At 65.2% G+C, this 23,825-nt stretch carries 24 protein-coding genes; 15 read left to right on the top strand and 9 right to left on the bottom strand.

Annotated elements, in window-relative coordinates:
- Positions 1-90 precede the first annotated feature (90 nt).
- Positions 91-1,221 (bottom strand): Gfo/Idh/MocA family protein, encoded by a 1,131-nt coding sequence (locus J1M43_RS13110; RefSeq protein WP_206476970.1) that lies wholly within the window; start codon positions 1,219-1,221, stop codon positions 91-93.
- The gene (locus tag J1M43_RS13115) at positions 1,218-2,042 is read right to left on the bottom strand and encodes a sugar phosphate isomerase/epimerase (RefSeq protein ID WP_206476971.1); all 825 of its coding nucleotides are present in this window, start codon (positions 2,040-2,042) and stop codon (positions 1,218-1,220) included. Before J1M43_RS13115 ends, J1M43_RS13110 begins: the two co-directional genes overlap by 4 nt.
- Positions 2,043-2,158: 116 nt before the next feature.
- Between J1M43_RS13115 and J1M43_RS13120 the strand changes: the two genes are divergently transcribed.
- The 14 genes from J1M43_RS13120 to J1M43_RS13180 all read left to right on the top strand — a co-directional run bounded on the left by J1M43_RS13120 (position 2,159) and on the right by J1M43_RS13180 (position 15,068).
- Positions 2,159-2,788: a TetR/AcrR family transcriptional regulator gene (locus J1M43_RS13120; protein WP_033105060.1), complete on the top strand. Its 630-nt coding sequence runs from the start codon at positions 2,159-2,161 to the stop codon at positions 2,786-2,788.
- Positions 2,789-3,275: 487 nt separating this feature from the next.
- Positions 3,276-3,800, top strand: a complete 525-nt coding sequence (locus J1M43_RS13125) for a DUF3515 family protein (protein ID WP_234000884.1) — start codon at positions 3,276-3,278, stop codon at positions 3,798-3,800.
- Positions 3,797-5,641 carry a cytochrome c oxidase assembly protein gene (locus J1M43_RS13130; protein ID WP_206476972.1) on the top strand — a complete coding sequence of 615 codons (1,845 nt, stop codon included), beginning with the start codon at positions 3,797-3,799 and terminating at the stop codon, positions 5,639-5,641. The genes J1M43_RS13125 and J1M43_RS13130 overlap by 4 nt, the downstream gene beginning before the upstream one ends.
- Before the next feature lie 50 nt (positions 5,642-5,691).
- On the top strand, positions 5,692-6,363 hold the full coding sequence (locus J1M43_RS13135) for a copper resistance CopC family protein (protein ID WP_206476973.1): 672 nt from the start codon (positions 5,692-5,694) through the stop codon (positions 6,361-6,363).
- Between the two features lie 51 nt (positions 6,364-6,414).
- Positions 6,415-6,864 (top strand): hypothetical protein, encoded by a 450-nt coding sequence (locus tag J1M43_RS13140; RefSeq protein WP_206476974.1) that lies wholly within the window; start codon positions 6,415-6,417, stop codon positions 6,862-6,864.
- A gap of 86 nt (positions 6,865-6,950) precedes the next feature.
- Positions 6,951-7,616 carry a thioredoxin domain-containing protein gene (locus tag J1M43_RS13145; protein WP_206476975.1) on the top strand — a complete coding sequence of 222 codons (666 nt, stop codon included), beginning with the start codon at positions 6,951-6,953 and terminating at the stop codon, positions 7,614-7,616.
- Entirely contained in the window at positions 7,613-8,629 is a 1,017-nt protein-coding gene (locus tag J1M43_RS13150; RefSeq protein WP_084595535.1) for an NAD(P)-binding domain-containing protein, read from the top strand. Before J1M43_RS13145 ends, J1M43_RS13150 begins: the two co-directional genes overlap by 4 nt.
- Positions 8,630-9,199: 570 nt before the next feature.
- Positions 9,200-9,328, top strand: coding sequence for a hypothetical protein (locus J1M43_RS17015; RefSeq protein WP_268746242.1), 129 nt, complete (start codon positions 9,200-9,202; stop codon positions 9,326-9,328).
- A complete protein-coding gene (lspA, locus tag J1M43_RS13155) occupies positions 9,318-9,854 on the top strand; it encodes a signal peptidase II (RefSeq protein ID WP_033105064.1) in 537 nt (178 codons plus the stop codon). The genes J1M43_RS17015 and lspA overlap by 11 nt, the downstream gene beginning before the upstream one ends.
- Positions 9,851-10,186, top strand: coding sequence for a DUF6804 family protein (locus tag J1M43_RS13160; protein ID WP_033105065.1), 336 nt, complete (start codon positions 9,851-9,853; stop codon positions 10,184-10,186). The genes lspA and J1M43_RS13160 overlap by 4 nt, the downstream gene beginning before the upstream one ends.
- A 118-nt stretch (positions 10,187-10,304) precedes the next feature.
- The gene (locus J1M43_RS13165; RefSeq protein ID WP_033105066.1) at positions 10,305-11,243 is read left to right on the top strand and encodes a cytochrome c oxidase assembly protein; all 939 of its coding nucleotides are present in this window, start codon (positions 10,305-10,307) and stop codon (positions 11,241-11,243) included.
- Positions 11,244-11,276: 33 nt separating this feature from the next.
- On the top strand, positions 11,277-12,860 hold the full coding sequence (gene lnt, locus J1M43_RS13170) for an apolipoprotein N-acyltransferase (RefSeq protein WP_152594814.1): 1,584 nt from the start codon (positions 11,277-11,279) through the stop codon (positions 12,858-12,860).
- A 760-nt stretch (positions 12,861-13,620) separates the two neighbouring features.
- A complete protein-coding gene (locus J1M43_RS13175) occupies positions 13,621-14,307 on the top strand; it encodes a TlpA disulfide reductase family protein (protein ID WP_084595537.1) in 687 nt (228 codons plus the stop codon).
- On the top strand, positions 14,304-15,068 hold the full coding sequence (locus tag J1M43_RS13180; RefSeq protein ID WP_206476976.1) for a cytochrome c biogenesis CcdA family protein: 765 nt from the start codon (positions 14,304-14,306) through the stop codon (positions 15,066-15,068). Before J1M43_RS13175 ends, J1M43_RS13180 begins: the two co-directional genes overlap by 4 nt.
- 65 nt (positions 15,069-15,133) lie before the next feature.
- On the opposite strand, the gene J1M43_RS13185 is transcribed toward J1M43_RS13180, so the two are convergent.
- From J1M43_RS13185 to J1M43_RS13215, 7 genes are all read right to left on the bottom strand, one after another.
- Entirely contained in the window at positions 15,134-16,492 is a 1,359-nt protein-coding gene (locus J1M43_RS13185; RefSeq protein ID WP_033105069.1) for a M23 family metallopeptidase, read from the bottom strand.
- A gap of 162 nt (positions 16,493-16,654) precedes the next feature.
- Positions 16,655-17,575, bottom strand: a complete 921-nt coding sequence (locus J1M43_RS13190; protein WP_033105070.1) for a cytochrome c oxidase assembly protein — start codon at positions 17,573-17,575, stop codon at positions 16,655-16,657.
- 236 nt (positions 17,576-17,811) lie between these two features.
- The gene (locus J1M43_RS13195) at positions 17,812-18,351 is read right to left on the bottom strand and encodes a signal peptidase II (RefSeq protein ID WP_234000881.1); all 540 of its coding nucleotides are present in this window, start codon (positions 18,349-18,351) and stop codon (positions 17,812-17,814) included.
- Positions 18,348-18,953, bottom strand: a complete 606-nt coding sequence (locus J1M43_RS13200) for a cadmium resistance transporter (protein WP_033105071.1) — start codon at positions 18,951-18,953, stop codon at positions 18,348-18,350. The genes J1M43_RS13195 and J1M43_RS13200 overlap by 4 nt, the downstream gene beginning before the upstream one ends.
- Complete coding sequence (locus J1M43_RS13205) at positions 18,953-20,869, bottom strand: cation-translocating P-type ATPase (protein ID WP_033105072.1); 1,917 nt, start codon at positions 20,867-20,869, stop codon at positions 18,953-18,955. Before J1M43_RS13205 ends, J1M43_RS13200 begins: the two co-directional genes overlap by 1 nt.
- Positions 20,866-21,225, bottom strand: a complete 360-nt coding sequence (locus J1M43_RS13210) for a helix-turn-helix transcriptional regulator (protein WP_033105073.1) — start codon at positions 21,223-21,225, stop codon at positions 20,866-20,868. Before J1M43_RS13210 ends, J1M43_RS13205 begins: the two co-directional genes overlap by 4 nt.
- Positions 21,226-21,290: 65 nt before the next feature.
- Positions 21,291-21,662, bottom strand: coding sequence for a metalloregulator ArsR/SmtB family transcription factor (locus tag J1M43_RS13215; RefSeq protein WP_307823460.1), 372 nt, complete (start codon positions 21,660-21,662; stop codon positions 21,291-21,293).
- Between the two features lie 40 nt (positions 21,663-21,702).
- Here J1M43_RS13215 and J1M43_RS13220 point away from each other — a divergent pair, with 40 nt between their 5' ends.
- Positions 21,703-23,727: a heavy metal translocating P-type ATPase gene (locus J1M43_RS13220; RefSeq protein ID WP_206476977.1), complete on the top strand. Its 2,025-nt coding sequence runs from the start codon at positions 21,703-21,705 to the stop codon at positions 23,725-23,727.
- The last annotated feature ends 98 nt before the right edge of the window (positions 23,728-23,825 follow it).

Raw genomic sequence — 23,825 nt, forward strand, 5'->3', positions numbered from 1 at the left:
GGAATTCAACGTCGGATGAACGGCTCGTTCATCCGGTATCCGTCTACTGAAAGCTGCTTACGGTGACGTCCTCCCCGTCTACGACGTCTCCTATCCGAGCGTCACCGCGAAGGGATCGAAATCGGCCGGCACCACGGGCACCTCGCCGACCGTGCTCTCGATCTCGAGGTACTGGCCGGTCGCCGCCGAGTCCTGCGCCGACAGCAGCACGTCGAACACGTGGTAGCCGAGCTCGCCGGTGGCGATGTGCGGGCGATCCGCCGCGATGGCTCGCGCCATGTCGAGCACGCCGAGACCTCGGCCGACGACCGTGCCCTGCTCTTCGATGTCGATCCACTCCTGCGTCGTCGACATGCCGTCACGCAGCACGCCGAGCGGTTTGACGTAGGCGGTGCGGCCCGAGAACGTGTTCGGGTCGGGCATCACCAGCGTGCCCTCGCTGCCGTGGATCTCGATGACGCCGTGACGCTCGAGCGCCGAGTCGAAGCTCAGCAGATGCGTGCCCTGCTGGCCGCCTTCGAACGTCGAGAGCACCTGCACAGTCGACGGCACCTCGACGGAGAAGCTCTCCCCCGCACGCGGCCCGCTGTGGATCTGCCGCTCGGTGCGCCAGCGCGATCCGCGCGCCGCGACACCGGCGATCGGACCGAGCAGGCTGACCAGTGCCGAGAAGTAGTACGGCCCCATGTCGAGCAACGGGCCGGCGCCGGCGGCGAACAGGAAGGCGGGCTCCGGATGCCACAGGTCTGGACCCTGCGTCTGGAACGCCGTGTGCACGAACTGCGGGGTACCGATGATGCCCTCGGCGATCGCGCGCTTGGCGGTCTGGAAGCCCGGTCCGAGGATCGTGTCCGGCGCCGACCCGATGCGCACGCCCGCGGCATCCGCTTCGCGAAGCAGCGTCAGCGTGCTCTCGCGGTCCATTCCGATCGGCTTCTCGGTCCACACGTGCTTGCCCGCGGCGACGGCGCGAGAGGAGATCTCGATGTGCGTGGCGGGGATGGTGAGGTTCACGACGAGGTCGACGTCGGGGTGCGACAGCACAGCATCCGCGTCACCCCACACCGGCACACCGTGCTCTTCCGCCTTCGCGCGGGCACGCTCGGGGATCAGGTCGCCGACGGCGACGACGCGCACGTCGGGGAACGAGGTGAGGTTCTCGAGATAGGTCTGACTGATGACACCCGTGCCGATGATGCCGACGCCCAGGGGCGCGCTCATGCGACGAACCCGCCGTCCTTCAGGAAGGTGAACCCGGCCGCGATGTCGTCGAAGACGTCACCCGGCGCGTGGTCGTACTCGATCACGGCGTATGCGATGTTGTCGTTGGCGCGCAGCGCCTCTGCGAGCGGAACATCGCCCGTTCCCGGATGCCGCTGGTCGAGGCTGTCCGACGAGAACTTCGCCCCGTCGGGGCCCCAGGGGTTCACGGCGGGGATGATGCCGTCCTTCACGTGCACGGCGGTCAGGCGGCCTGCGAGGCGTGCCGCCAGAGCCGTGACGTCCTGCCCGCCGGTCTGCGCCCAGAACAGGTCGAGCTCGATCTGCACGCGCTCGTCGGTGAGCTCGATGAAGCGCTCGTACGCGCTCTGGTCGCCGAACGAGGCGACGAACTCCTGAGCATGGTTGTGGTAACCGACCGACAGCCCGAAGGTCGCCGCCACGTCTGCGGCCCGGTTGAGGCGCTCCGCGATGTCGGCGACGCCGTCTTCCGTGAGCCAGCGCTCCGGCGCGACGAACGGGTCGAAGACGGTCGTCATGCCGATGGCTGCCGCCGCCTCGAAGACGATCTCGGGCTTGGGCGTGGGGATCGCGCCGTCCGGCGTCCAGAGCTCATCCGACAGCAGCGGTGCGTGGCCGGTCGAGGCCGCGATACCCGTCGCGTCGAACGCCGAGCGGATCTCGGCCGGACGGCCGACGAAGTCGAACGCCTCCACCGTCGTGAACCCGATCGCAGCGAGGCGTTCGAGTGAGCCGTGCATGTCGGCCGAGAACTCGCTCGCAAGCGAATACAGCTGCACTGAGGCGAGGGGCAGAGCCATGATTCTTCCTTCGTACGTCGTTGTGGAGGGCCGCTCGAGTCGCGGATGCGACGAGATTATCACGAAACCTCCATATGGAGGTTAATTGTCGGCGACCGTCGGATAGGTTGTCTCGTATGGACTCAGAGCCGGTGATCGGACGCCGCGGAGCGCATGCCAAGGGCGTCGCCAGGCGGCAGGAGATCCTGGATCGCGCGATCGAGGTGTTCCGCGAACGCGGCGCCGACGGCACATCCCTGCGCCGCATCGCCGAGGCGATCGGAGTCTCGCACGCCGCGCTGCTGCACTACTTCGACTCGCGGGAGCAGCTGCTGGTCGCGGTCTACGCGCACGCCGAGGCGATGCGGTCGGCGCGCAGCGCTGCCCCGCCCACGCCGCCCGGCGTCGAGATGATGGTCAACGCCGCCATCGCGAACGTCGAGGTTCCGGGGCTCGTGCAGCTGTACTCGACGCTCGTCGCGGCGGCACTGGAAAGCGGCAGCGAGGTCAGCCGCGACTACTTCTCGGCCCGGTTCGCGCGTCTGCGCACCTCTCTGACGACGAGTTTCCGCGCGCAGCAGGAAGACGGCCGCATCCGTGATGACGTTCCGGCAGAGCATCTCGCGGCACTCGTCGTCGCGGCATCCGATGGTCTTCAGATCCAGTGGCTGCTGGAACCGTCTGTGGAGCTGGAAGGTGCACTCCGCTCTATCGCGACGCTGTTGCAGCCCGCATCGGGCGCTGAACGTCAGGGCGCCACCGGATGATGGCCGCGCACCGCGATGCGATTCCAGCCGCCATCACGATCGCCGGCCGGCGACGCGCCGTCGGTTCATCTGATCGTCGTTCGGGACATGCGCTGTCAGGTCCACGCCGGCCATAGACGGATCAGGCAAGCGGCGCCCGGAACACCGGCCGATCGCAAGCTATAAGGTTGTGGGAGATGGTTCCCACAGTTCGATTCAGGCATCTCGCGAGTGGCCGCGAGAGCCGACTGATAGTGATGTCCGCTATCAGTGTTGCTCCGGCCAGAAGATTCTTGCCGAGTCAGCGGGCTTCAAGCATCACGAAGCATCCGGGATGGTTCGACATCGGCTTGTCCTCGACAAAGTTACGGATCTCTCGGGCCTGATCGTGTGAGCCGTTCACCTTCGCCCCTCGTCGAGCATTGCCCGAGGGCCCTTTACTGCGACGCGGAAGACTTGGAGCACTACGAATGACGAATCCCGACTCGGTCACGAGGATCGGTTCCGCATGATCACCCTCACCCGGATGTCGAGGGGCTTTTTCGCGCTGGCCTGCGTCATCGGAGCGTCTGCAGCCTTGGCCGGATGCGCGCCCACCGTAGCCTTGAGTGCTGCCGAGAATGCCAACGCCCCCGAGTGTGCAGAGGTCACCGTTCGGTTGCCTGATGCCATCGAGGAGCTGTCCCTGCGCACTACAGACGCACAGGCCACTGCCGCTTGGGGCGACCCGACGGCAGTCGTCTTCACCTGCGGTCTCACGCCACCTGGTCCGACCACCCTGCAGTGCGTCACCATCAACGCTGTCGATTGGATCGTCGACGACACGGATCTGCCCAACCTGCGCCTGACGACGTACGGACGTACGCCTGCCGCAGAGGCGTACGTCGACACCAGTCGTCTGTCAGCGGATGCCGCACTGGGCGCCCTCGCGTCCGCCGTGCAGAAGCTGCCGAAGACGGGGGCGTGCACAGCACCGGACACGGACACGGACACGGACACCTCGACACCGGGTGGAACCGAGGACACGCCGTGAAACCAGCGGAACTGCGACTGGCAGGACCGGCGATCCTCATCGTCGCCGGAGTTCTCACCCTTCTGGCGGGTCTGATGATCGGCGGCGGCGCAGTGCCTCGCCTCATCAGCGACCCGGGGGCGATCGTCCGCTGGGGACTGCCGACCGCCAAGCTCCTCGTCAACCTGTCCGGCGCAGTGATGGCCGGCTCAGCGATCCTCGCGCTCTTTGCACTGCGTGCGGAGAAGAAAGAGTTCGACGCTGCGCTGGCTATGACCTCGATCGGCGCCGCGATCCTCACAGTCAGCAGCGGGACGACAGGCTTCCTCACGTTCTTGTCCTCCTTCAATCCGCAGGTGTCGCTGGGATCGGAGTTCGGTCAGCAGCTGGGCCGATTCCTGCTCGAGACCGAGCTCGGTCAGACCTGGCTGATCACCACCATCGCGGCCGCCACCATCACTCTTGTGGCGTACGCCTTCCGAGGGTGGGCCGCCGCGCTGATCATCGGACTGCTTTCGCTCGCGGCTCTTGTTCCGATGGCGACACAAGGGCATTCGGGTACCCTCGCCAATCACGACGCCGCGGTCATGGCACTCGTCCTCCACATCACAGGCGCGGCCGTGTGGCTCGGAGGCCTTCTCGCCGTGGTCTTCTTGAGGCCCCTCCTGGAGGAGACCAGGCTTCGGATCATCGTCGAACGTTACTCGACGCTCGCTCTCATCGCGTTCATCGTCGTCACCGTATCGGGCGTCGCCCGCACTCTGGCATCGATCACCGGCATCGGTGACCTGATCAGCGCCTACGGTGCCGTTCTCGCGATAAAGATCGTTGCTCTTGTCATCCTCGGGGCGATCGGAGTCGCCCATCGGCGGTGGTTCATCCGGCGCGAGCGCGGCGAAGGCGGTGCGTTCTGGTCGTTCGTGGCGCTGGAGTTGGCGGTGATGGGCTTGGCCAGCGGAGGGGCCGCCGCTCTGGCTCGCACGCCTTCGCCTGCCGACGCCATCGCTCCCGCGCTCACCACGCCGGCCGAGATCCGCACGGAGGCGCCGTTGCCTGCCGAACTCACGTTGGACCGGTGGTTCACCAGCTGGGATGTCGATCTCCTCTGGGCGATCGTCGCCGTCTTCGGCATCTTTTTCTACATCGCGGGAGTGCGGCGGCTTCGTCGACGAGGTGAAGACTGGACGCCCGCACGCATCATCGCATGGACGGCCGGCATGCTGCTGCTCATCTGGGTGACGTCCGGGCCCGTTGCGGTGTATTCGGACTACCTGCACAGCATGGACGCGCTCGGCCGAGTACTCCTCGCCACCGCGGTGCCGCTGCTTCTGGTACTCGGCGCACCCTATCGACTCGCGCTGTCCGCCATCACGATCCGTACCGACGGCAGCCGCGGCATCCGCGAATGGCTTCAGGCCGGCGCTCGCTCACGAACGGCGAGCTTTTTCGCGCATCCGCTCGGTGCCGCATGTCTGTTCGCCGGGTCGCTCTGGGTGACATCAGCGACCGGTGTACTGCGCTGGACCCTCGAAGATCCGTTGGCACACCAGCTGAGGATCGTCCTGCTCCTGAGCGCCGGCAGTTTCGTCATGATTTCTGTCATACGACCAAGACGCGTCCGCTCGGGCACCTACCGGACGATTACCGCACTTCTGGTGATGCTCGCACCTGTCCTCGTGGCCGCCTGGGTTGCGTTCGAGGGCGGCCTCATCGCGGCCGACTGGTTCGGAGCCATGGGGCGCACCTGGGGTCTCGATCCGCTGGCCGATCAGCGGATGGCTGGCATCATTCTGGCGTTCGGCGTCGTCTGCGTCGGCATCGCGGTCGCAGTCGCACACCGGTTCCGAATGAGGCAGCCGTGACCTATATGGGAAAGGACCCAACTATGACATCTGCGGGAAAGGCCCCAGCTATGACATCGAAACTCGTCCACTCACTACGCATCACGGTTACCGCCCTGGCGACGGCCGTAGCCGCCATTCTCCTGGTCGCCGCGCCGGCCTCCGCGCACGACAACCTCCTCGAATCCGATCCTTCAGCCGGAGCGACGGTCACCAGCCTCGACGCGGTGTCCATGACATTCAGTGGTGAGCTGATCGACTTTGAGCAGACGAGCTTCGCCCAGGTCCAGGGGCCAGACGGCCTCTACTACGAGACCTCGTGCTCCACGATCGAGTTCAACGTGCTCACGACACCCGTCGCACTCGGGGATGCCGGAACCTATACGGTCGTATGGAACGCGGTGTCCAGTGACGGACACCCGATCTCGGAGAGTTTCACCTTCGAGTACGCCCCGGACGCGAGTACTCAGGCCGCGCTCGGATGGGATCTGCCTGCGTGCGGCAGCGGCGAGGCTCGAGTGCAGCCAGAAGCGGTGCCCACGGCCACTGCGACACCTCCGGGGAGCGAAGCGATCAGCCCTGCTCCCGCCGAAACCAGCGGTGCGGAATCGAGCGGTGCGCAATCGAGCACCGGCGGTGATCTCGTCGTCGTTCTCAGCATCGCGGCGGGAGTCATCGTGATCGCCGCGTCGGTCATCGGCATCGTCTGGCTCGGTCGCGCTCGAAAGCGTCGATCGGAATAGTCGCATTCACTCTGCTTGATCATGGACGGGATGCGAAGAGGTAGGATTCACGTGATGCTTCGTCTCCCGATCCGCCGATTCGGGGATGTGAAAGATCAGCTATTGATAATGCGCCTCATTACCATCGTTGCGCTGTCGCTGCTTCTATTCGTCGGCATAGCCGCCACCAGCCACAGCGAGGCTGAAGGCATCACGCCCGCGCAGTCGACTTCCTCTGGCGTCGTTGATTTCGCAGACAGCGACGATGTCGCCGATCTCGGGTCTGCACAGGTGGCCGCGACGGCTGATGGATCGAATGCGCTCCTGGGCGCAGCTCTCTGCGTTCTCGGCATCCTGTGCGGATTCACTGCAATCGTCTTGTCGTTGCGGCTCTTGCGGACTCCGCGCATGTCTCATGTCGGTTTCACGAAACGCAGTGCGCTTCATCCGCTGACTGCCCCGGGGACGCGCACGCGAACGACGGGCCCGTCATTGATTCGACTGAGCGTCTCGCGAACCTGACACCGACGCGCCATCAGTGTTGATGGCGCCTTCCGATGAGCCTGAGCTCGTGCTGTCGACTGTCCCCTCTTGATCTGGAGTACCCGATGAAGCCTGCTGTAAAGACCACTATCATCACGATCGCCATCGCTGTGGTGCTGATAGTCGGCGCATTGATCTTTGTTCTCGTCAATCAGAATCCGAAGGAGCCGCCCGCCTCCGCTGACGGCTCCTCATCCACTCCCGTGGTGCGGGAGAGCTCGCATGTTCTCGATGATGCAGGCGAAGGCGCCGTCACTGTGGTCGAGTTCCTTGATTTCGAGTGCGAAGCCTGCGGCGCCTTCTACCCAGTCGTGGAGGACCTGCGCAAGAAGTATGACGGCGAGATCACATACGTCATCCGCTACTTTCCCCTCCCCGGCCACCTGAACTCGAGGAACGCAGCGCTCGCCGCCGAAGCAGCCGCGCAGCAGGGACGACTCGAAGACATGTACCGCGAACTGTTCGAGACACAGGCGGAATGGGGCGAAGCACAGGAGTCGCGAGCCGATGTCTTCCGCGGGTTCGCTGAACAACTGGGCCTCGACATGACGGCATACGATAAAGCCGTTGCTGATCCCGCCACGACCGCACGCATCGATGTGGACTTCAACGACGGGCAGGCCCTCGGCGTGAACAGCACTCCTACCTTCTTCGTCGATGGGGAGATGCTTCAGCTGGAGAGGTACGACGATCTGGAGAACGCGATCAACGCCGCGATGGAGGACCGGTGACGGTTCCAGGATTGTCACACCGCCGCGTGATCATCGTCGGCGCAGGGCAGGCCGGACTGGCAGTCGCGGACGCACTCAGGAACGGCGGCTTGGTCCCGCAGAGCGACTTCACCGTCATCGACGCGAACATGAACGGCCAACGATCCTGGGCTTCACGTTGGCATTCCATGGCGCTTCTCAGTGATGCTCACCACAGTTCGATCGCCCGCCGACCACTTCCAGGCGATCAGTCCCGACGCCCGCGTGCGGATGAGATGCAGGACTACCTCGCGTCGGTCGAGGCGTCCCTCGGTATCGCCGTCATGTGGGGGATGCGCGCCACAGGTGTGGGCCCGTACGGCAGGGGTTCGTCACTCCTGCTGTCCACGAACGAAGGGCCGGTGCAGACCCGCAATGTAGTGTGCGCGACGGGTTCGTCGTCCCGGCCCTGGGTACCGTCCTGGGCGGCAGACCTCATCGTGCCGGGCGTGGCGATCCACAGCGCCGATTACCAGTTCCCTCGACAGATCCCTGCCGGCGACGTACTGATAATCGGCGGCGGAGACAGCGGAGCGCAGATCGCGAGGGAGCTCGCACCCTCGCACACAGTGACGCTATCGGTCCGACACCGCGGACGCGACCCGAAACCCGGAAAGGGTGCCGGCCGCTGGCCATGGTCTGCACACCCGCGTTCGAGACTCCCGAACGAGGATCAAGAGGCACAGCTGCAACAACACGGAGTGTCGATAGTTCCGCCCGCACGAGGTGCCGACGGCGGACAGATCAACTTCGAGGATGGCGCGCGGGTGAAACCTCGGTCTGTGATCTTCGCCACCGGATACCTGCCGGCCGACGATTGGCTCCCGCAGGTCGTCCGGGACCCGGTGTCCCGTCGCCGGCGACACGGCACGACCTCGATACCGGGTTTGTTCGTGGCGGGGTTCCCGAAATACAGTACACCTGGCGCAGACAGCTTCATCGGCGTGCGGCGAGACGCCGCCTCGATCGCGCGACGCATCCTGAACCGCCCCTGAGGAAAGAGGAGAAGCTCATGGGAACGCAGCACGATCATGCCTCGGTCGGGATACCTCGAAGACGCCTGCTCATTGCTTTCACTATCACCTCAGTGGTTCCGCCTTCCAGATCGAACCCAGATCTCACCCCGAAGAACATGTGACCCACGCATGACGATCTCGAAGCACGCCCGTCACCTGCAGCCTCATTCAAAGGAGAGCCGACATGAAGTGCTCCATCGGCGACATCGACCTGCTGGTCACCGACCGACTGGTCACGGACCGACTGGTCCCCGACCGGCTGGTCCCCGACCGACCCAGCGTGGGGATCGACCTTTGATTCCGGCCGCCCCGTCCCGGCGGAAGTCCACGCTTCTCGCGGTCATCGTGGTCGCCGCATTCTGTGCCATCGCTCCATTCGTCGGGGCCGAGTCGGCGACTGCGTCTTCCGACTCGTACGCGAGCTCCACGCCGGATCCCACGGATACCCCGTCATCGTCGCCCACCCCTGGCGAGAGCACCGACGAGCCTCACCAGGAACGACTCGATGAGCAAGGTGCCGACCGCGGTGATCTCGGTCTCTTTGGTGTCATGCTCATTGGCGGACTCGGATTCGTGCTCGCCGCCGGAGCAGTAGGCGTCTCCATGGTCGCCCGCGAACGGCGACGCAGAGATCGCGCGGAGACCGCGTCGAAGAAGGAGACCCCTGATGCTGGATGACAAGACGCCGAGATATGCCTTCGCCTTCATCGCGGCGGGGCTGGTCGTGCTCGTCGACCAGGCGAGCAAGGCCGCCGCGCTTGCCGGTCTCAGTGAGACGGAGCGCATCCCGCTACTGGGCGACTTCCTCGGCCTGCAGCTGGCGTTCAACCCCGGTGCGATCCTGTCCTTCGGTTCGGAGGCGACGTGGGCGTTGACCCTCGTCGGTGTGGGAGCGATCGCCGTGCTGTTCGTCGCAGCAAAGCGCTCCCGCACCATCTGGTGGGCGACCGGAATCGGATTCATTCTCGGCGGCGCACTGGGAAACGTACTGGATCGGTTGTTTTCGCCTCCCGGATTCGGGCGTGGACATGTGACGGATTTCCTCGCATACGGAAACTGGTTCATCGGCAATCTTGCCGACGTGGCTCTCGCGATCGGGGCCGTCATCCTGGCTCTCGATCTCTGGATCCGCAGCCGTGCGGCTTCGCAGGAGGCGGTCGCCGCGTCGGTACCCGCTGATGATGTTCAGGAGGGTCGATCGTGACTGAGAAGAAGCGCACTCCTTCGGCCTATCAGCGCAATGCGCTCGCGCCCGGCTTGCTTGCCGCAGCAGTATTGTTCGTTGCGCCCGCGCTGCTGACGGGAAGCTGGTCGTCCGTTGTTCTGTTCGTCGCCTCGATCCTCGCTGTGATCGTCGGGTGGTTCGCGTGGCAAGCGCGACAGTGGTGGTGGCTTCCGGTGTTCGCCGCCGTCGCCATCATCTGGAACCCGGTGTTCCCGTTGCCTTTCGAGGGCCCGGTCTGGATCGGTGCGCAGCCTGCCGCAGCGGTGTTGTTCCTTGTTGCCGGCGGATTGATCAAGGTCAAACGCGTATGACGAGCCTTCGCCGCCCCATCGGTGCCATCAGCCGCAATTGTGGGGGGCGCACTGCCCTGCGCACCGCGGGGGCTGGCGGCCCCAGGCATGTCATCGGTCACCACGAGCAATCGGGTCGATGAACACCTGGATCCCTGACACTCCTCCGACACTCGCGGCCTTCTTCAGCTTGCTGCCGGGGCCGTTCCCCCTGCTGCCGCTCATTGCGACGGTACTGGCAGTCGGATATCTGGTGGGAGCAATCCGATTGTGGAGACAGGGTCGTCGCTGGCCGGTGTGGCGCACTGTCAGCTTCCTCGTGGGATGCGGTGCCCTCGCAGCGACGACAGGCCTGGGCGTGGAGGCCTACGGGTATGCGCTGATGTCGGTGTTCATGTTCCAGCAGCTCACCTTGATGATGGCCATCCCGCCGCTTCTCGTGCTCGGCTCCCCCGGAACGCTGCTCCTGCGTGCCACCGCGCACCATGGACCGGGGAAGGCCGTCCTCCGCGCCGCTCATTGGGGTCTTCGCTCTGCGGCCGCCCGATGGGTGCTCAGCCCCTGGCTGGCGTTGCCGATCTATCTTGCGTCGTTCTACGGTCTGTATCTGGCAGGATTCGCCGACCGCATCCTCGCCGTCCCCGGTGGGCACATGGCTATGGAGGTCCTGTTCCTCCTTGCCGGGATCGTCTTCACCATCCCGATACTCAGCTCCGACCCGCTCCCGATGCGAATCAGCCATGGTGGACGCGCCCTCGACGTGTTCGCCGAAGCCGCACTTCACGCCTTCTTCGGAGTGTTCCTGATGATGGCCACCACCATGCTCGTCACGCAGTTCGTCGCCCCGACCGAAGCGCTCGGCATCGACCCGCTCGAAGATCAACGGGTGGCCGGCGGTCTGGCATGGTCGTACGGGGAAGCGCCCACATTGTTTATGCTCGTTTATGTGATGCATCGTTGGTTTCGCGACGACACGGCCCGCGCCGCGGCTGACGACCGATTCACCGACGCCCACGGCACGAGCGAGCTGGACGCGTATAACGCTTACCTTTCGAAGCTGCGTGAGAAGGACATCTGAGATATGGCCACGAAACCACCCCGAACTCCGGCGATGACGACGAGCACCGCGGAGCGTCGCACCGTCATACCCCGCAGCACACCGATGCTTCCGATGCGTGCAGCGCTGCCCGTTGCCATCATCGCCGGCGTAGCACTCGATCTCGCCACTCCCGACGTCGGCTGGTGGCCGCTCGCCTTCATCAGCGTCATCCTCGCTCTGGCGACGCTGGTGGGTCGAAGCATCGGCGGCGCATTGATGGTGGGACTCGTTTTCGGTATCAGTTTCTACGTCCTCCACCTCGCTTGGGTCGGCCAGTTCCTCGGCCCGATACCCCGAATTGCCTTGTCTGGCCTGCAGGCGCTGTTCCTGGGTCTCGGTGCGATTCCGATTGCGCTCGCATACCGGTGGACGAGTCAGTTCCGTCGCCGAGGTATCGGGCAGTTGATCGTGGTGCCGCTCATGATCGCGGGGCTGTGGACGGCCCGCGAAGTGGCGATGGGTTCGTGGCCGTACGGCGGATTCCCCTGGGTGCGTCTGGGGATGACGCAGGTGAACGGGCCCTTCCCTGAGGTCGCTTCCTGGATCGGAGTCACCGGGCTGTCGTTCCTCGTCGCGTTCGCTTCCGCCGCGCTCCTGCAATGGCTCCGCGCCGGTGTCCGATTCCTCCCGGGAGCGCTTCCCGCCGGCATCGTGATCGTCGTGCTTGCCTTGACACCTCAGTTTCCGACCGCGAGCGCCGGGACCTTCACCGTTGGGTGGGTGCAGGGCAACGGCCCTTCCGGGTACTTCGATGACAAAGAACCCGGAGACATTCTCGACGCTCACTCCACCGCCTCAGAGTCGATCATCGGACAGCCGATGGACTTGCTCGTGTGGCCCGAGGGCGCCGTCGACTCCGACCCGTTCCGTGAACGGGGCACCGCGGCGGAGCTGGATCGTATCGTCGCGTCGGCTGGAGCTCCGCTTCTGGCCAACGCAGCCACCACGCGAGGGGAGAACACGTTCAACACAACGATGCTGTGGACAGCCGACCCAGCCGAGCGGCAGATACACGACAAGGTCCACCCGGTGCCGTTCGGGGAGTATGTGCCGGATCGCTGGTTCTACGAGAAGCTCGCGCCAGACCTGGTCGGGCTCATCCGACGCGAATACACCCCCGGCACGATCGCCCCTGTCGTGAGTGTGGGATCGGTGCGTGTCGGGCTCGCCATCTGTTTCGACGTCATCTTCGACGATGTGATCCGGGACGGCGCACAGGCGGGAGCGCAGCTGTTCGTGTTCCAGACCAACAACGCAGATTTCCGCGACACCGATGAGAACCTGCAGCAACTCGCATTCGCTCGCATGCGTGCGATTGAGACCGGACGGGCCGTGGTCAACGTCTCCACGGTGGGCACCAGCCAGGTCATCAGTCCAGCCGGCGTACCGATCGAAACGATCGACGTCGATCAAGCCGATGCCAAGGTCACCACCGTTCCGCTGCGTACCGGGCTGACCCCTGGAATCGTCCTCGGGCCGTGGCTGTCCTGGCTCATCACCGTGGCGCCGTTCGTGCTCCTCGTCATCACCGCAATAGCATCCCGCCGTGGTTCCTCCCCCACCCTTCGCCTTCGTCGACGGCCGACAACGCCTTGACCGCATCCATCCGTCGCCGGCGAGTATCGGATGCTCACCGGAACCTTCCGATATGCGACAGCTCAGATTGTCCGAATCCGAGCCAAACGTCGCGGGTATGCTGGTACTGATGGCTTCGCTGGTTCGCTCACACCTTCTCGGGAGGTCGTCTGAGCGCGTGCTGATAACGAGTCTCGTTATCGTCTTGTTCTCGACGTTGCTCTTCGCGATCGGCGTAGCCGGCGCCACCTATGAGAACGCAGACGGTGCCTCTGTCTCGCGTTCGAGCGTCCAATCCCCCAGCCTGCAGACGAGTGACAGAACCGATATCGGCGCAGTCCTGTCCGCCGGCCCCCGAGCTGCAACCGTTTTGAACGAGTCACCCGGGTCCACCACCCCCGTCAGCGCTGTGCTGTGCGTACTCGGGCTCATGTGCGGGCTGGTCTTCACGACCCTCTGGCGCGGTCTGTGCCGACGACCTCCACTCCGTGATCGCGGGTCAGCACGAGTCCTCTTGCCGTCTGTTCCGGCACCTTTCTTCCGGCCGCGTGAGACGGCTCTCTCCCTGACGCAGCTGAGCTTGTCGCGAACCTGATTCCCACGCAGCCTCCCTCATCGGTTCGCAACGAGCAGGTGAGCTTCATCCGGGCTGCGTCGATCGCACGGGGCTGATCCGGCAACCGCAGGCGTCTGTTCTCACGCGCCTGGAGCCTCCAGAACCGTTCCGACTGCGCCCAACTCCTTTTCGACCAAGACTGCTACACAAGCAAGGACCCACATCATGAGCCCTGAGCGGACAAGGCGCCTCGTCGCCGATCGCACGCCCACCGACCGCATCCACTCCCCTGTCTCGCGGCGACGTCGAGCTCTTGCCACCCGCGTCGGTCTTTCCAGCGTCGCTGTGATGCTCATCGCCGGCTTCCTCGCCGGGTGCTCGAACGATTCGCTCACGGAGCAATACCGCGCGGGCGACGACAAGGGTTACATCGCCGGTGACTTCCAAGTCGTCGAGTTGCCGAAAGAGGAGCGTAGCGCGCCGGTTGTCTTCGACGGCGTCACGGAAACGGGAGAAGTCGTCTCCAGCGACGACTATCGGGGCGAGGTGCTCGTGGTGAACTTCTGGTACGCCGCCTGCGCGCCGTGCATCGTCGAAGCGCCCATGCTCGAGCAGGTCTGGAAGGACTATCAGGACGACGGCGTGGCCTTCCTCGGCGTGAACACCTACGACCAGCCTGCGACCGCACTGTCATTCGCCCGAGACAACGAGATCACATATCCGAGTGTCATCGACGTGAACGACGGGAATGTCAAGCTCGCCTTCGCTCAGGTCACCCCGATTCAAGCCACCCCGACGACACTGGTCATCGATCGCAGCGGGCGGGTCGCCGCGCGGATCATCGGCCAGTTGGCGGGCGCCTCCATCCTGTCCACCCTGGTCGCCGACGCACTCGAGGAGAACCCATCGTGAATCCTGGATCGATAATCGTCGACGGTGCCCTGTGGCTGTCGATTCCGATCGCGATCCTTGCGGGGCTGGTGTCCTTCGTCTCACCGTGCGTCCTGCCACTCGTGCCCGGGTACCTCGGGTATCTCGGCAGTGCCACGTCCGGCCCGGCCCAAGGGCCAAGGGCAACCGGACCGTTCGCACATGAGCGGGCGAGACTGCTGCTGGGGGTGACACTCTTCATCGCCGGGTTCACCGTGGTGTTCGTCGCCGTGACGATTCTGGGCGGCGCGTTCGGATTCGCCCTGCTGCAGTACGCCAACGTCCTCACGCGGGTGTTCGGTGTCGTCATCATCGTTCTCGGACTCGTATTCCTCGGCCTTTTCGGCATGGCTCAACGCACTGTCCGCCCCCGCACACATGGCCGGGTCGGGTTGGTCGGAGCGCCGCTGCTCGGATTCGCGCTCGGCGTCGGGTGGACTCCGTGCATCGGGCCGACCCTGGCTGCGATCATCTCGATGTCCTGGAATCTCGGCGACCCGGCGCGGGCGGGATTGCTAGGACTCGCTTATTCCCTCGGCCTGGGCATCCCATTCCTCATCCTTGCGGCCGGCTGGGGCTGGGCTTCCCGGTCCGTGGCATTTCTTCGTCGGCATGTGCGCCTCCTGAACATCATCGGCGGGTCGATGCTCATCGCGCTGGGGTTGCTCATGGTCACGGGACTTTGGTCGGCGCTGATGTCACAGCTCCAGCAGTTGGTGATCAATGTTCCCCTCCCGCTCTGACACCGGCGCTGACCGCTGACATCACAACCGATGGCTATCGGGGCCCGGTCGGCGCAGCCGATGGCTCACACGTAGATTCCCCGGTCTTCCATGAATCTGATCGGGTTGGTGTACCCGCCGTTGATGTAGACCTCGAAGTGCAAGTGGCAACCGAAGGAGCGTCCGGTGTCGCCCGCGTACGCGATGACCTGGCCGGAACTGACCCATTGACCGCTGCGGACGATGATGCCGCCCGACTGTATGTGCGCATACCCGGTGCTGACTCCTCCGCCATGCTGGATACGGACGTAGTTGCCGTAGTTTCCATTGGGACCGGCGTAGTCGACGGTGCCGGAGTTCGCCGCGTAGATGGCTGCTCCACAACCATTGGCGAGATCGGCGCCGTAGTGGTAGCTCGACGAGCAGCCCTGGGAACCACACATCGGAGTCCGTGGCCCGTAGCTCGAGCTGCGAGCGCCGCCGTGAGGGCGGACCCAGCCGCCGGATCCGCTTGCCCCACCTCCCCCGCCGTTGCCGCCGCCGTTCGCGGCGGCTTCAGCGGCTTCGCGTTCGCGGCGCGCCTTCTCCTCCGCCGCACGGGCCGCAACGCCGGCCTGGTAGCCGGCGACGGTCTGAGTGGTGGTGTCCTTCAGCGCAGCGAGTTGAGCCTTCATCGTTTCGAGATTCGCGGCCTGCTCATCGAGCGCGGTCTGCGCCGCCTCCGCCGCCTGCTGTGCCACGACCATCTTCTGCTCAGCGACTTTCTGCAGGCGGTCGCGCTCGTCACGGGCAACATTGGCTTGGTCGGTCAATGCCTGGGCGGCATTGCGCGCCGAAACTGCGTCATCGTAGATCGACTGGTTGTATTCGAGAAGCTTGTCCATCGTGCCCAAGCGCGAAAGCAGCTCGTCGGCGTCGGCGGCTGAGTCTGCGAAGAAGAGCTTGAGCGCGGTATCGTCACCGCCGTTTCGGTAGATCTGCGCGGCGACCTGACCGGCCTTGCGTGCTGATTCATCGGCAATCTGCGACTGCTCGTCGGCTTGTGCCTGCAGGCTCTCGGCTTCAGTGATCGCGGCGAAATACTGCTGCTGTGCGGTATAGAACTCATCAGATGCCGTCTTCGCGGCAGCTTGCGTCTCTGCGACCTTCTGCGCCAACGACTGGATCAGGCCCTCGATGCGGGTGATCTCGGCGGTCTTCGCGGCCTCGTTGTTCTTGGCGCGTTGCACATCGTCCCAGCTGGGATACGACGCGGCGTACGCGGCGGAGACACCAGAGCCGACGCCGAACGCGGCGAGGGTGGCTATGCCGAGGATTCCGATACCGAAGGCTCCACGCCGGCTGACATTCTTCTTCCAGAAGGAGTCGCGTTCAGCAGGTGTGGGCGCGCAGCCGCACTCTTCGGCTGCCGCGACTGCCGCAGCATCAGTCGACTTCTCGTTCACTTGGTCCTCTCTGATGGTCGCTCAGACATGGGGCGGAGCGGAGGTCGGTTGCGCCCGTGCTGGCGTTTCTATCGTGCATTGAAACTTCCGCGATACGGGTTCGGCTCGCCACTGCACTCGACATTCCCAGTGGCGTCCACCTGTGTGTGCGAGGTCACGCCATCAATGCCGGTTCTTTTGATCGATCCGCTCAAGGTAGGCGTTGTACTCGTCCAGTTCTGCTTCCTCCCGCGATTCATTCATGCGGGCCTGGCGCCGATCGCGCGAGTGCCAGCGGGAGAGGCAGACGATGAGTACGACCAGGAGCGGAAGCTCGGCGTAAGTCCACAGCAGCATTCCGGCGACCGCTTGGTCGTATGCGGGATCCACTGCTTGCTGAGGGGTCGAGTAGGCGGCGAACAGGGGTTTGCCCGCTCGGATCAGGATGAGTCCGAGGATTGCGTGAATCTGTATCTCGACGAAGATGTCGATCAGCCGTGCCGGGAACGACGGCGCCCGCGGGAGCGGATCCGAGGACCAGAGCGGCACTGCTGCGACAATGCCTGCCACGACGAAGAACGCGAGGAGAAGGGCGGCTCCGATCGGGGTGGCCATCACAGCGCTGATGGCATCCGTCAGATAGAGAGCCGGGAATACTGCGAGCGCGATCGCGATGGGCATGAAGGGGTGCAGGAGCATGCGCGTCCAGCGGGACCGGAGTCCAGCGTGAGCGGCTTTCAGGATGAGCAACCCGATTCGGCGGTGCGGTGTGCTGCGCAACAGGAGGCGTCCTGGTGAGCCCACGATGAGAAGCGGTGGGATGACGGTGATGGCGGTGATCTGCTGGAACATCAGTGCGGTCAGCGAAACACTCGCGTACCGGTTCACGCCGAAGGTCGCGATGACGAACATCACGGCACACCCCAAGACGAAGGAGAGCGTCCTGGGGACTGACCATCTCCTGCGGTGCGACCACAGCCAGATTGCACCACGGAGGTACCACACGAACAGCAATATCGCCGCCACCGCGACGATCGGAGACCCGCCGGTGGGGTCGAATCTGAACCAGTCGGGGAAGAATGGAAGGATAGCGTCAGTCGACACGGAGCCTCCTCGGCGGGTTCATGATAAGCGCTGTCGAGCATGCGCAAGCGAGAGGCGAACACAGGATTCGGGGCCCCAGCCACATGCCCAAGCCTAATCGTCGAGATCGCGACGTTCGCAACCAGCTGGAGCCGAGTCTGGTCGCATCACCATGGGCTCCGCTGTCGACGGGTGACGCTCGTGTCCGCACTTTCGCCGAGCGTCCAGTGCGGATTGTCGCCTACGACGTGCATTCCTCACTGTTCATGTCCGTCCTTGTCGGCACGAAACATCAGAAGCGCTGCTGCGACCGCCGCGGTGACGATCACGATGTCGGCTATGTTCCCGATGAACCAGTTGCCGTAAGCGAGGAAGTCGACGACGTGCCCCTGGGCGAATCCCGGTTGGCGGAAGAGCCGGTCACCGGCGTGGGAAGCCGCAGCCCCGCCGAGCGCTCCGATCACGATCGCCCACCCCGGACGTCGGACACGGAACGCGAACACGATGGCTGTGACAGCGGCCGCCACAGCCACCACCGCGAACACCCAGGTGGAGTCCGCCCCGAACGAGAAGGCCGCGCCGGGATTGTACGCGAGCTGCAGGCCCAGCAGGTCGCCGACCAACGGGATGCGCTCGTACTCCGACAGGGTGGCCTCGGCCCATGCCTTCGTCCCCTGATCGATAAGCACGACGAGCAGGGCGATCACCAGCGTCCAGACCGTGAGCCGCCAGCGCCTTTTCTGCGGCTTCCCTCCCGACGCCGGCTCGACGTCGCTATTCGTGTCCGGGCTCATCATGCGAGGACCTCGAAGAAGCGGATGATGACGCCGGACTCGATCAGGATGAACAGGCCCAGGCCGATGAACACGACCGGGACGAGCCAGTGCTCGACGCGTTCGAGCGTTTCGGTGACGGCCTTGTGGGTGCCGATCAGTCGGCCGGCAGCGCACCAGACGGCGACGAGGATCAGGAACACGACGATCATGACCGCCACGTCGCCGGGCGAGCTGGTGCGGAAGATCGGTGTGTACAGGGAGATGTTGTCCGCACCGTTGGCGATCGTGATCCCGGCGACGCCCCACACGCCGACCGCGGTGATCTTGTCATCGTCATCGTCGTCGCCGTTGCGGCGCAAGCCGCGAATGAGCGTCCAGATGCCGATGCCGAGCGGGATCAGGCCGAGGAAGCCGACCCATTCGTCCGGGACGACGGTCAGGCCGAGCGCGGCGATCACACTGATCACGACGAGGGTGATGAACCCGAGGTACTGGCCCGCGACGATCTGCCACGGTCGCGGCTTTCCCCGGCTGGAGGCGAGGAACAGCACGGTGAGCACGACGATGTCGTCGATGTTGGTCGCCGCGAACAGGCCGATCGCCGACCCGATGGTGGCGAGCATCAGCTCTCCAACCGTGGCGTGCGGGTGCGTGCGGCGCGCAAGCCGTTGAGGATCACGATGACCTCCGCGACCTCGTGGACCAAGACGACCGCCGCGAGCCCCAGGACGCCGAACAGCGCGAGCGGGAGCAGCGCCGCGATGATCAACAGCGACAGGATGATGTTCTGGTTGATGATCCGTCGACCCCGCCGGGCGTGATCGAACGCCCGCGGGATCAGGCGGAGGTCGTGCCCGGTGAAGGCCACGTCGGCGGACTCGATCGCCGCGTCGGAGCCGGTCGCCCCCATCGCGATACCGATGTCCGCGGACGCGAGGGCCGGGGCGTCGTTGATGCCGTCGCCGATCATCGCGACCGGCCCCGCCTTCGACAGCTCGCCGATCGCGGTCGCCTTGTCCTCGGGACGCAACTCCGCGCGCACGTCGCTGACACCGGCCTGCGCGGCCAGTGCACGAGCGGTGCGGGCGTTGTCTCCGGTGAGCATCGTCACGCCGATGCCTTGGTCGGTGAGCGTCCGGACCACCTCGGGGACTTCAGGACGCAGTTCGTCGCGGACGCCGATCGCGGCGACGGGGGATCCGTCGCGGTGGACGATGACGACAGTCATGCCCTGCTCCTCCAGGGTGGAGACCTGGCCTCCGAGCTCGCCGGCATCGAGCCAGCGGGGGCTGCCGACGGTGATCCTCGATCCGTCGACGGTGCCGTCGATGCCGTGCCCGGCCTGCTCGGTCACACCTGCAGCTGCCGGTGTCCCCGGGGCCGCGGCGGTGATCGCTGAGGCGAGAGGGTGCGTGCTGTGCTGCTCCAGCGCAGCCGCCCAGGCAAGCGCCTGTGCCTCCGTCACGCCGTTCGCGGTGAGCACGGCGGTGACCGCAGGTTCGTTGCGAGTGAGCGTGCCGGTCTTGTCGAGCGCGACGTGCCGGACCGTGCCGAAGCGCTCGAAAACGGCGCCGGACTTGATGATCACGCCGAACTTGCTCGCCGCGCCGATCGCAGCGACGACCGTCAGCGGCACCGAGATCGCCAGCGCACACGGCGAGGCTGCGACCAGCACGACGAGCGCGCGGGTGATCCACACCTCTGGATCGCCCAGCAGCGACCCGATGATCGCGACGAGCGCTGCGAGGATCAGAACGCCGGGCACGAGCGGGCGGGCGATCCTGTCCGCGAGACGCGCACGCTCGCCCTTCTCGGTCTGCGCTTTCTCCACCAGCTCGACGATCGTGGTGAGCGAGTTGTCGGTGCCCGCAGCACTTGCCTCAACCTCCAGCACGCCGGCGCTGTTGATCGCACCGGCCGACACCGCATCGCCGGGCTCGACCTCGACCGGGATCGACTCCCCGGTGATCGCCGAGGTATCCAGGCTGGAGCGGCCAGAACGCACGATCCCATCGGTTGCGATCCGCTCACCCGGACGGACCACCATGACCTGGCCGACCGTCAACGCTCTCGCCGGCACCTGCACGGAGACGCCGTCACGCAGCACGGTCGCCGTCTCCGGCACGAGCTTCAGCAGCGCCCGCAAGCCGCCCCGGGCGCGGTCCATCGCCTTGTCCTCGAGCGCCTCCGCAATCGAATACAGGAACGCCAGGGCAGCAGCCTCCTCGACATAGCCGAGGATGACCGCGCCGATCGCGCTGATCGTCATCAGCAGCCCGATGCCGAGCTTGCCCTTGAACAGCTTTCGGATCGCGCCAGGAGTGAACGTCGATGCGCCCAGCAGCAGGCCGGCCCAGAACAGCACCAGCGCCGGGATCTCGAGTCCGGACCACTCGAAGATCAGACCCGCCAGGAACGCAACGCCGGAGAAGACCGGCACCATGATCCCGCGGTCCTTCCACCAGGGGCGCTCGGCCTCTTCGATCTCATCGTCCGCCGAAGCGGCAGGCTCGTGCTCGCAGCCGCACGCCGCGCTCACGCGTCCGCCCCCGCTCCACAGCAACCAGGAACCGTACACGCAGAGTCCTCGCACGGCGCATGCTCGTCGACGGCCAGCGTCACATCCACCAGCGCGACGAGGGCAGCAGCGAGATGCGGATCCGCGATCTCATATCGGGTCTGGCGACCCTCGGGCTCAGCGACCACGATCCCGCAGTCTCGCAGGCAAGTGAGGTGGTTCGACACGTTCGAGCGAGTCAGGTCGAGACCGCGCGACAGCATCGCCGGGTAGCTGGGGCCTTCGAGCAGGGTCATCAGGATCCGGGAACGCGTCGGGTCGGCCATGGCCCGGCCGAGCCGGTTCATGACGTCCATTCGTGAAGCAATAGTCAGCATGTACTGAACTATACAGTGTCCGCTGATGTCTACTGGACTCGATGGGCGTCGTCGCATCGAGGGCCCTACGCGTTGCGCGTGAGATGCGCGAGGTGGCCAATCGCTTCCTCGAGCAGGTCGTTGACGTGATCATCGAACAAGGCGTAGTGCACGTGGCGCCCGTCCCTCCGGCCGGTGACCAAGCTGAGGTGGCGTAGCAGCCTCATATGATTCGACACGGTGGTCTGCCCTGCATCCAGCATCTCGCTGAGCTCGGTCACGGTCCGTGGTTGCGCGCGTAAAGCGCTGAGAATGCGAAGCCGCAACGGGGATGCGAGGGCCTGCATGATCTGTGCCAGTTGTTCGGCATCAGCGTTCGTGAATTCGGTGTGCCGTCGCGCCGCCGCGCTCGGGCGTGCGACTTCTGGCGATTGCACTCGATCATGAGAATCATTCACAGCTACAATATATCACGATATTGTGATGTAACATCGAGGCATGTCCACAACTGAGAGCACCGTGAGGCCTTCCGAAGAGACCCGCGCCCACGGGTCCGCGCGCTGGGAGCTGTGGTTCGCCATCGCGTCCGGAGTCACTTACGCGGGTGGAATGATCACCGAGTATGCGCTCGGGCTGCCGATGATCGGGTGGCCGCTGGTCTTCTTCCTGGCCACGTACTTCTTCGGCGGGTATTTCACGATCCGTACCGCGATCTCCTCTACGTTGCGAGGGAAGTTCGAAGTCGACTTCCTCATGCTGGTGGCTGCAATTGGCGCAGCACTCATCGGCCGGTGGGCGGAAGGTGCGGTTCTGCTCTTCCTGTTCAGCCTCGGCCATGCTCTTGAGGAGTATGCCCTCAGCCGGGCCAGCAGGTCGATCGAGGCCCTGGCCGAACTCGCCCCGAGGAGCGCACTGGTGCGGCGGGGTACGGGCGAGCCCGCCGAAGTGCCAGTGGAGGACGTCGTCGTCGGTGACATCGTCGTGATCCGCCCGAACTCACGTGTCCCCTCCGACGGGTTCGTGATCGCCGGCAACTCGGCCGTGGACCAGTCGGCGGTGACCGGGGAATCGATCCCGGTCGAGAAGGAGGCGGTGGCGGACGCGGAGCGGGCAATGCGGATGCTCGACACACTGCCACCGGCGAATCGAGTGTTCGCCGGCACCGTGAACGGATCCGGCGTCCTGGAGATCGAGGTCACCGCGACGTCTGCGGACTCCACATTGAGCAAGGTCGTCGAACTCGTCCGAAATGCAGACCAGGCCGCATCCCCCACGCAGCAGTTCATTGACCGGTTCCAGCGCTGGTACGTGCCCGGCGTGATCGTGGGTGTCATCGTGACTTTGCTGGTCGCGATGTTCGCCTTCTCGCAGCCCTTCGCAGATGCCTTCTATCTGGCGATGACGGTACTCGTGGCCGCCAGCCCGTGCGCGCTTGCCATCGCGACGCCGGCCGCCGTGCTTGCCGGGGTGGCACGAGCTGCCCGCGCCGGCGTTCTGGTCAAGGGCGGGGGTCCTCTGGAGACGCTGGGACGAGTCAAGGCGATGGCCTTCGATAAGACCGGAACGCTGACGTGGGGCGCGCCTCGCGTCACTTCCCTCGTCCATGCTGACGACACCACGGAAGAGGAGCTGATCGCTGCACTCGTCGCCGTCGAGTCGCTGAGCGATCACCCGCTCGCCACCGCCATCGTCCGCGACCTTGCACCGCGCCTCACAGGTGCACAGCTCGTGGCAGATGATCTGAACGCGGTCATCGGACGCGGAGTCACGGCTACCATCGACGGGCAGCGCGTCGAGGTCGGCAACCTCCGCATGTTCGAGGAGCAGCAGCTTCAGCTTTCCACAGCGCTGGCCGATGCCTATCAGAGTGCTCGGGACTCCGGTCAGACGCTGATGATCGTTCGGCGCGGTGATGCCTTCCTCGGTATCGTCGGCGTCATGGACAGCTCCCGTGCGGAGTCAGCACAAGTCCTGCTCGCCCTTCGGGAGGCGAACGTGGGCCAACTGGTCATGATCTCCGGCGACAACCAGCGCGTCGCCGACGCCGTGGGGCTGGAAGTCGGAATCGATACTGCGATCGGCGAGCTGCTTCCCGAAGACAAGGTGGCCGAGATCACTCGCCTCGCCGAGACCCACCGCCCGATCGCGATGGTCGGAGACGGCGTCAATGACGCGCCGGCGATGGCGCGCGCCGACGTCGGAATCGCGATGGGGGCCGCCGGATCGACTGTGGCACTCGAGACCTGCGACATCGCGCTGATGAGCGACGACCTCGGCAGGGTTCCCTTCGCCGTGCGGCTGAGTCGGGCGACGAGCCGGATCATCCGGCAGAACCTCATCGCCAGCCTCGCGATCGTCGCGTTCCTCATTCTCGCAACGTTCATGGGGCTCAACATCGGCGCGGTGGTTCTCATCCATGAGGGGTCCACCCTGGTCGTCGTGATCAACGCCCTGCGCCTTCTCGGATTCGAGAAGGGCAAGGAGCACGCGGGCATCGATCATGAGGACAAGCCCACAGGTTGACCGCCGCCTGATCCTGATCTCCCTGACGCAGTGAGGTCACGAATGCCATCGGCGTCTTGCTTCTATCGCTCGTCTTGCTTCTATGCGCTCGTCTTGCT

Origin of the sequence: Microbacterium sp. KRD172 (genome assembly GCF_017168295.1) — a bacterium.
Lineage (GTDB): Bacteria > Actinomycetota > Actinomycetes > Actinomycetales > Microbacteriaceae > Microbacterium > Microbacterium profundi.

Coding starts and splice junctions, on each gene's coding strand:
- J1M43_RS13110 (WP_206476970.1), bottom strand. CDS start 1,221: ATGAGCGCGCCCCTGGGCGTCGGCATCATCGGCACGGGTGTCATCAGT.
- J1M43_RS13115 (WP_206476971.1), bottom strand. CDS start 2,042: ATGGCTCTGCCCCTCGCCTCAGTGCAGCTGTATTCGCTTGCGAGCGAG.
- J1M43_RS13120 (WP_033105060.1), top strand. CDS start 2,159: ATGGACTCAGAGCCGGTGATCGGACGCCGCGGAGCGCATGCCAAGGGC.
- J1M43_RS13125 (WP_234000884.1), top strand. CDS start 3,276: ATGATCACCCTCACCCGGATGTCGAGGGGCTTTTTCGCGCTGGCCTGC.
- J1M43_RS13135 (WP_206476973.1), top strand. CDS start 5,692: ATGACATCGAAACTCGTCCACTCACTACGCATCACGGTTACCGCCCTG.
- J1M43_RS13145 (WP_206476975.1), top strand. CDS start 6,951: ATGAAGCCTGCTGTAAAGACCACTATCATCACGATCGCCATCGCTGTG.
- J1M43_RS17015 (WP_268746242.1), top strand. CDS start 9,200: ATGCTCATTGGCGGACTCGGATTCGTGCTCGCCGCCGGAGCAGTAGGC.
- lspA (WP_033105064.1), top strand. CDS start 9,318: ATGCTGGATGACAAGACGCCGAGATATGCCTTCGCCTTCATCGCGGCG.
- J1M43_RS13165 (WP_033105066.1), top strand. CDS start 10,305: ATGAACACCTGGATCCCTGACACTCCTCCGACACTCGCGGCCTTCTTC.
- lnt (WP_152594814.1), top strand. CDS start 11,277: ATGACGACGAGCACCGCGGAGCGTCGCACCGTCATACCCCGCAGCACA.
- J1M43_RS13175 (WP_084595537.1), top strand. CDS start 13,621: ATGAGCCCTGAGCGGACAAGGCGCCTCGTCGCCGATCGCACGCCCACC.
- J1M43_RS13195 (WP_234000881.1), bottom strand. CDS start 18,351: ATGATGAGCCCGGACACGAATAGCGACGTCGAGCCGGCGTCGGGAGGG.
- J1M43_RS13200 (WP_033105071.1), bottom strand. CDS start 18,953: ATGCTCGCCACCATCGGGTCGGCGATCGGCCTGTTCGCGGCGACCAAC.
- J1M43_RS13210 (WP_033105073.1), bottom strand. CDS start 21,225: ATGCTGACTATTGCTTCACGAATGGACGTCATGAACCGGCTCGGCCGG.
- J1M43_RS13220 (WP_206476977.1), top strand. CDS start 21,703: ATGTCCACAACTGAGAGCACCGTGAGGCCTTCCGAAGAGACCCGCGCC.